Raw genomic sequence first — 6275 nt, 5'->3', positions numbered from 1 at the left:
TTGGAGCGGGAAACGAGACTCGAACTCGCGACCCCGACCTTGGCAAGGTCGTGCTCTACCAACTGAGCTATTCCCGCTTGGTGATGCGCATTCTATAGAATTAAGAAGCTCCGTCAACCCCTTGATTCAAAAAAGTTTTATTTCTTTTCAACATCGGTCTTCAGATGCGGCCAGGCAGCGCGCAGGTACTGAACCATCGACCACAGCGTCAGGCCGGCGGAGACCATCAGCAAGGCGTAACCGAGAACGACCCAGAAGGTGAAGTCCCGTGGATTGGCCAGCAGGATCACCAGCGCGAGCATTTGCGCAGCGGTTTTCCATTTGCCCAGGTTCGATACGGCAACGTGTGCACGGGCACCGAGTTCGGCCATCCATTCACGCAATGCCGAAACGACGATCTCGCGACCAATGATGACAGCCGCTGGCAGTGTCAGCCAGAGATTGCCGTGTTCCTGCACCAGCAGGACCAGTGCGACGGCGACCATCAGCTTGTCGGCAACCGGATCGAGAAACGCTCCGAACGGCGTGCTTTGCTCCAGTCGGCGAGCCAGATAACCATCCAGCCAGTCCGTTGCTGCCGCGAAGGCAAACACCGAGGCGGAGGCCATGTAACTCCATTGGTAAGGCAGATAGAACAGCAAAATGAAGATCGGAATGAGCAGGACGCGTAGAACGGTAATCAGATTAGGGATATTCATCGGCACAACTGGCTACGAGGTGAAGGGGCATTCTACTCGCTATGCAGGTTTGCATAAATCGACTCTGCGAGCTTTTTACTGATCCCCGGGGCTTTGGCGATCTCTTCGATGCTTGCACGAGTCAGCTCCTGCAATCCACCAAAATGTTTCAACAAATCGCGTCGACGGGTCGGCCCTACTCCCGCAACGCCTTCCAGCGTTGACGTACGGCGGGTTTTGCCACGACGCGCGCGGTGTCCGGTAATTGCAAAACGGTGAGCCTCGTCGCGGATCTGCTGAATCAGATGCAGCGCCGGCGAGTCGCCGCGCAAGGTGAACTCGTGCGCTGCATCATTCAGATACAGAGTTTCGAAACCAGCCTTGCGCGTCGCACCCTTTGCCACGCCGAGCAGGATCAGATCCGGCACGGCCAGTTCGTTAAGCACGTCGCGGGCCATCGACAACTGCCCCTTGCCACCGTCCACCAGCAGAATATCCGGCAACTTGCCCTCGCCGTCTTTCAACTTGCTGAAGCGTCGGGTCAAGGCCTGGTGCATGGCAGCGTAATCGTCGCCTGCTGTAACACCTTCAATGTTATAGCGACGATAATCGGATTTGATCGCACCTTCCGGGCCGAACACCACGCAGGACGCGACGGTCGCTTCGCCGCTGGAATGACTGATGTCGTAACACTCCAGGCGTTGTGGCGGCTCCTCCAGGTTCAGCACTTCTGCCAAAGCCTCGAAACGCGCAGCCGTGTGCTGACGGTTGGCCAGACGTGCACCCAGTGCCTGCTCGGCATTGGTTACAGCCAGTTGCTGCCAGCGAGCTCGCGTTCCGCGCACCCGGTGACTGATGGTCAGTTCGCGGCCACGCAACTCGTGAATCGCCTCGACCAGTGTCGGAAAATCTTCGTGGACGACGTTGACGATCAATTCGCTTGGCAGGTCGCGCTCCGGACTGCTGATGAAGTATTGGCCAAGAAACGCCGCCATGACCTGCGAGACATCTTCTTCAATACCCACCTGCGGGAAGAAATTCTTGCTGCCCAGCACCCGTCCGCCGCGCACGCTGATCAAATGAACGCAGGCACCGCCCGGGTTGACGAACGCCGCAATGACGTCGATATCGCCGGTGCCGCCTTCCATGCTCTGTTGATCCTGAACCCGACGCAGCAGTGCAATCTGGTCACGCAATTCAGCGGCGCGCTCGAATTCAAGGTTGATCGCCGCCTCTTCCATCGCCGTTGACAGCTCGTTGGTCAGTGCATGACTGCGTCCTTCGAGGAACATCACCGAGTGACGTACATCCTCGGCATAGACCTCAGGCTCGACCAGTCCCACACAGGGTGCCTTGCAGCGTTTGATCTGATATTGCAGGCATGGCCGGGTACGGTTCTTGTAGTAGCTGTCTTCACACTGCCGAACAAAAAAGGTTTTTTGCAGCAGGCTGAGGCTTTCGCGAATGGCACCGGCACTCGGATACGGGCCGAAGTATTTGCCTTTGGCTTTCTTGGCGCCGCGATGGATGCTCAGACGTGGGAATTGTCCGTCGGAGAGAAACACGTAAGGGTAGGACTTATCGTCGCGCAACAGAATGTTGTACGGCGGTCGCCATTCCTTGATCAGCGTTTGCTCAAGCAAGAGCGCTTCGGTTTCATTGGCAGTGATGGTCGTCTCGACCTGGGCGATACGCCCGACCAGTGCTGCCGTTTTCGGTGCCAGCCCGGTCTTGCGAAAATAGCTGGCCAGACGCTTCTTGAGATTCTTGGCTTTGCCGACATACAGCAGACGCGCGTCGCTGTCGAACATGCGATAAACGCCAGGGCGCCCGCTGACGGTGGACAGAAAGGCGCCGGAATCGAATGCTTCAGTCATGATCAGGCGCTGGCATCAACCATGCCGTGACGCACCGCCAGAAGCGTCAACTCGACGTCACTGCTGATCGAGAGTTTCTCGAAAATGCGATAACGGTAAGTGTTGACGGTTTTCGGCGACAGACACAACTTGTCGGAAATGATCTGTACCTTCTGACAGCTGACAATCATCAATGCGATCTGAATCTCCCGTTCGGACAAGGCATCGAACGGCGAATCGTTGGTCGGCTGGAAGGATTTGATCGCCAACTGCTGAGCGATCTGCGGGCTTATATAGCGCTGGCCGGCGAATACCAGGCGAATGGCCTGAACCATCTCCGGCAACCCTGCGCCTTTGGTCAGATAACCCGCCGCGCCTGCCTGCAACAACCTTGTAGGAAAAGGATCCTCTTCACACACGGTAACGGCAACCACCTTGATATCCGGCTGACTGCGCAACAGTTTGCGCGTGGCTTCCAGACCGCCGATGCCGGGCATCTTGACGTCCATCAGGACCACGTCGGGTTTCAATTCCCGCGCCTTGATCAGGGACTCTTCACCTGACTCGGCCTGACCCACCACCTGCAAGCCATCGATATCGGCCAGCATCCGTGTAATGCCTGTACGAACGAGATCGTGGTCATCGACCACTAGCACCCTAATCAAGCAGACACCTCGCGATATGGTCTTATTGGGATGCCGGACACCTTAGCAAAAACTGCCAGACAGACCTAGCGGCAAGCAGCATTTAAAAAGTTTCAATTCATCATTGAGGGCTTGCCAGCCGTGGGTTTCAGAGCACAGGTGTACCGATATCGAGCTGCATCCTCAGGAAACACTCGTCCTCACCCTGTACTGCAAAGCCTTTTCTCAGATACAAGTTTTTCGCCAGATTATTTTTGAATACCGTTAGACGCACAGCGGGGTTGCCGTCGCGGCGAGCCATGGCAATAACCTGATCAATCGCCCAGGAACCCACGCCCTGGCGCTGAAACGCCCGCGTCACCTGTAGTTCACGGATATACAGCGCCCGCGCATCGCGGCTGAGGCTGAAAAACCCCAAGGGCGCCTCCTCACGGATCATCAACCAGTTCTCACGTCCGACCCAGGCAACGTCGAACGCCTCATCCTGCCACAACAAATCGTAATCATTGTAATAGCGCAGCATGTTCTCGCAGGTCAAAGTTCGCACAAATGCCAGGTCATCCTGCGTGGCCCGGCGCATTTGAAAGGTCATACAGCCCCCGCGAGACTGACGACCTGCCCCTGCCATGAGCCACCTTCGCGACGAGCGATCACCAATTCATCGCCAGCACCGGGAGCGGCAATGATCAATATGCCGTCTTCAGACCACACGGCGCTGCGCCCGGCCGATTGCCAGCCTCCGGTGAGACCGCCATGGTTGGCCATCAATACCACCATCGAGTGTTGCCGGGCATATCCCTGCAGCATCGCGGTGTCAGGTTCGTAGCCCTTCTCGCCGATCAATACGCCCGCAGCGTACAGACCGGCGCCCAGCTCGGCAGCGGCCGCCGCATGGCTGGCGTGAGAAAAATCGGCACAGACAGCCAGGGCCACCGTGTCCGCGCCGATATGCAGGGCTGCGCCACCATTCCCGGCGGCGTAAATGAGCTCTTCACCGCAATGCAGATGCTGTTTGCTGTAAACCCCAAGCGTGCCATTGGCGCCCAATACCAAGGCACCAATCAATACTGCCGAACTGCCCTCCTGACGAATCGGCATGCCGACGACAGCCGTGATGCCGCGTTTTTGTACCAGATCCCTTAACGGTTGCAGCACGGCGTCTTGCGGATCAATGGCCAATGCCGCCGCCACTTCACCCTCATAACCGGTCAGCGACAACTCGGGAAACACCAGCAACTCGACACCGTGTAGCGCCGCCAATTCGATGAATTCCATGTGCCGGACAATGTTTGCGGCGGGATCACCGGCAATGGAAACCGATTGAGCAGCAGCGATGGTCAGAGTTGTCATGTTTCGTCCTTGGTTTCAGGCAAAGCGCAGAGTGTGTCACAACTGTTGCGGCGCTCAAGCGATAGGCATTGTCCTGTGCAATCGATAGCATTTTCTGATTGCTGATGCGTATCTGCCTCTAGTAAGCTCGGCGCATTCATCGGAGACAGACCATGTTCAACACCCTTTCACAGCTACGTACCGCAAGCGCCTCGCGCTCGGTTTCGTCTGCCCGGGTGAATGACGTCTGCGCTCCTGCAAGCTTTTATTTTGGGTATTGGTTTAGCCACTAGCGCGCCTGATACCCCACACGGCGCCCATGAAGACGGGTCGCCACCTGAGAAATCTCAACCCCCGGTCGGCCTCCCGACCGGGGGTTTTGTTTTTTCAGGCACAAATTTTCCAGCAACACACCAGACACTTTGAGGATTACGACATGACCTACGCCACTTATTACCGTTACGACCGTTTTTTCGCCTGGCGATTTACCAGCCTCCGCTCGGGACAGCCTGCCGCCTCCGATCGGTCACCTACAGGTGGCAAGCACACACACGTAGCCAATACGGCCAACTGTCGAACACCCCAATAGGGCCGAGCGAGCGGGAAACACCCGCCGCCTGCCCAGGAAGACCGAATATGAACTCGTCCGTTTCTGCCCTGCCACTTTCCACTCTTGATTCTGCCAACGAAGCACTGACTCTGCGCTTGCCCAGCTCGTTGCAACTCAAACAGCAATTGCCTCTGACCAGCGCCCTGAGTCAGCAGATTGCCGCCCACCGCCAAGCGGTGCGGGCCATTCTTGATGGCGACGACCAGCGCCTGCTGGTGATCGTCGGACCTTGCTCGATCCACGACTCGCAATCCGCCATTGAATACGCAGACAAACTCGCACGCCTCGCCGACGAAGTCAGCGATATGATGTTGCTGGTCATGCGCGCCTATGTCGAAAAGCCGCGCACCACCATCGGTTGGAAAGGCCTGGCCTACGATCCACATCTGGACGGCAGTGACGACATGGCCGGTGGTCTGACGCTGTCCCGCGAGCTGATGATCGAAATGATCCGCCGCGGGCTGCCAATCGCCACTGAAATACTGCAACCCATGGCAGCCGGATACTTTGACGATTTGCTCAGCTGGGTCGCGATCGGTGCACGCACTACCGAATCGCAGATCCACCGCGAGATGGCCAGCGGCCTGAGCATGCCGGTCGGTTTCAAAAACGGCACCGATGGCGGCGTGACCGTGGCAGTCGATGCGATGCGCTCCGCTTCCCACCCGCACCGACACTTCGGCGTTGATAGCCAGGGACATCCAGCCATTGTCCAGACCACAGGCAATCCTGATACCCATCTGGTACTGCGTGGCGGCCATCAAGGGCCAAACTTCGACCGCGAAAGTGTCGCCCGGATCCATGCCGACTTGACCCGCCTGAAGATTCCGAGCCGGATCATGGTCGATTGCAGTCACGCCAACAGCGGTAAAGACCCGTTGCGCCAGCCTGATGTATTCAACGATGTAGTGGAGCAACGCCTGCACGGTGACCGTTCGCTGATCGGCATGATGATCGAGTCTCACCTGTTCGAAGGTTGCCAGCCACTCAGTACCTCTTTGCGTTATGGCGTCTCGGTTACCGACGGTTGCCTGGGTTTCGCCGCAACGGAGCGCTTGCTGCTGAACGCCGCCGAACGCCTTCGCGCGCAATCTCAGGCCTGACCTCGCCAACAGCCTTTGCGGACACCTGGTCCGCAAAGGCTGAAAGGCTGATCAGC

Annotated in this window: 6 protein-coding genes and 1 tRNA gene; 1 reads left to right on the top strand and 6 read right to left on the bottom strand. The window is 57.6% G+C overall.

Annotation, left to right across the window (positions count from 1 at the left end):
• Nucleotide 1: 1 nt before the first annotated feature.
• The 6 genes from CQ009_RS24675 to CQ009_RS24650 all read right to left on the bottom strand — a co-directional run bounded on the left by CQ009_RS24675 (nucleotide 2) and on the right by CQ009_RS24650 (nucleotide 4527).
• A tRNA-Gly gene (locus CQ009_RS24675) sits at nucleotides 2–77 on the bottom strand.
• A 60-nt stretch (nucleotides 78–137) separates the two neighbouring features.
• Nucleotides 138–698 (bottom strand): CDP-diacylglycerol--glycerol-3-phosphate 3-phosphatidyltransferase, encoded by a 561-nt coding sequence (pgsA, locus tag CQ009_RS24670; protein ID WP_064390243.1) that lies wholly within the window; start codon nucleotides 696–698, stop codon nucleotides 138–140.
• Nucleotides 699–730: 32 nt separating this feature from the next.
• The gene (gene uvrC / locus CQ009_RS24665; RefSeq protein ID WP_064390244.1) at nucleotides 731–2554 is read right to left on the bottom strand and encodes an excinuclease ABC subunit UvrC; all 1824 of its coding nucleotides are present in this window, start codon (nucleotides 2552–2554) and stop codon (nucleotides 731–733) included.
• Between the two features lie 2 nt (nucleotides 2555–2556).
• Entirely contained in the window at nucleotides 2557–3198 is a 642-nt protein-coding gene (gene uvrY / locus CQ009_RS24660; protein WP_105708999.1) for a UvrY/SirA/GacA family response regulator transcription factor, read from the bottom strand.
• 127 nt (nucleotides 3199–3325) lie between these two features.
• Nucleotides 3326–3769 carry an N-acetyltransferase gene (locus tag CQ009_RS24655; RefSeq protein WP_105708998.1) on the bottom strand — a complete coding sequence of 148 codons (444 nt, stop codon included), beginning with the start codon at nucleotides 3767–3769 and terminating at the stop codon, nucleotides 3326–3328.
• Entirely contained in the window at nucleotides 3766–4527 is a 762-nt protein-coding gene (locus CQ009_RS24650; RefSeq protein ID WP_105708997.1) for a carbon-nitrogen hydrolase family protein, read from the bottom strand. The genes CQ009_RS24655 and CQ009_RS24650 overlap by 4 nt, the downstream gene beginning before the upstream one ends.
• A gap of 615 nt (nucleotides 4528–5142) precedes the next feature.
• On the opposite strand from CQ009_RS24650, the gene CQ009_RS24640 reads away from it, so the two are divergent.
• Nucleotides 5143–6219, top strand: coding sequence for a 3-deoxy-7-phosphoheptulonate synthase (locus CQ009_RS24640; RefSeq protein ID WP_105708996.1), 1077 nt, complete (start codon nucleotides 5143–5145; stop codon nucleotides 6217–6219).
• Nucleotides 6220–6275: the final 56 nt, after the last annotated feature.

Origin of the sequence: Pseudomonas sp. MYb2 (assembly GCF_002979955.1) — a bacterium.
In the GTDB taxonomy this organism is placed as follows: Bacteria; Pseudomonadota; Gammaproteobacteria; order Pseudomonadales; family Pseudomonadaceae; genus Aquipseudomonas.
The sequence above is the reverse complement of the archived record's forward strand: the minus strand, read 5'-3'. Positions and strand labels throughout refer to the sequence as shown.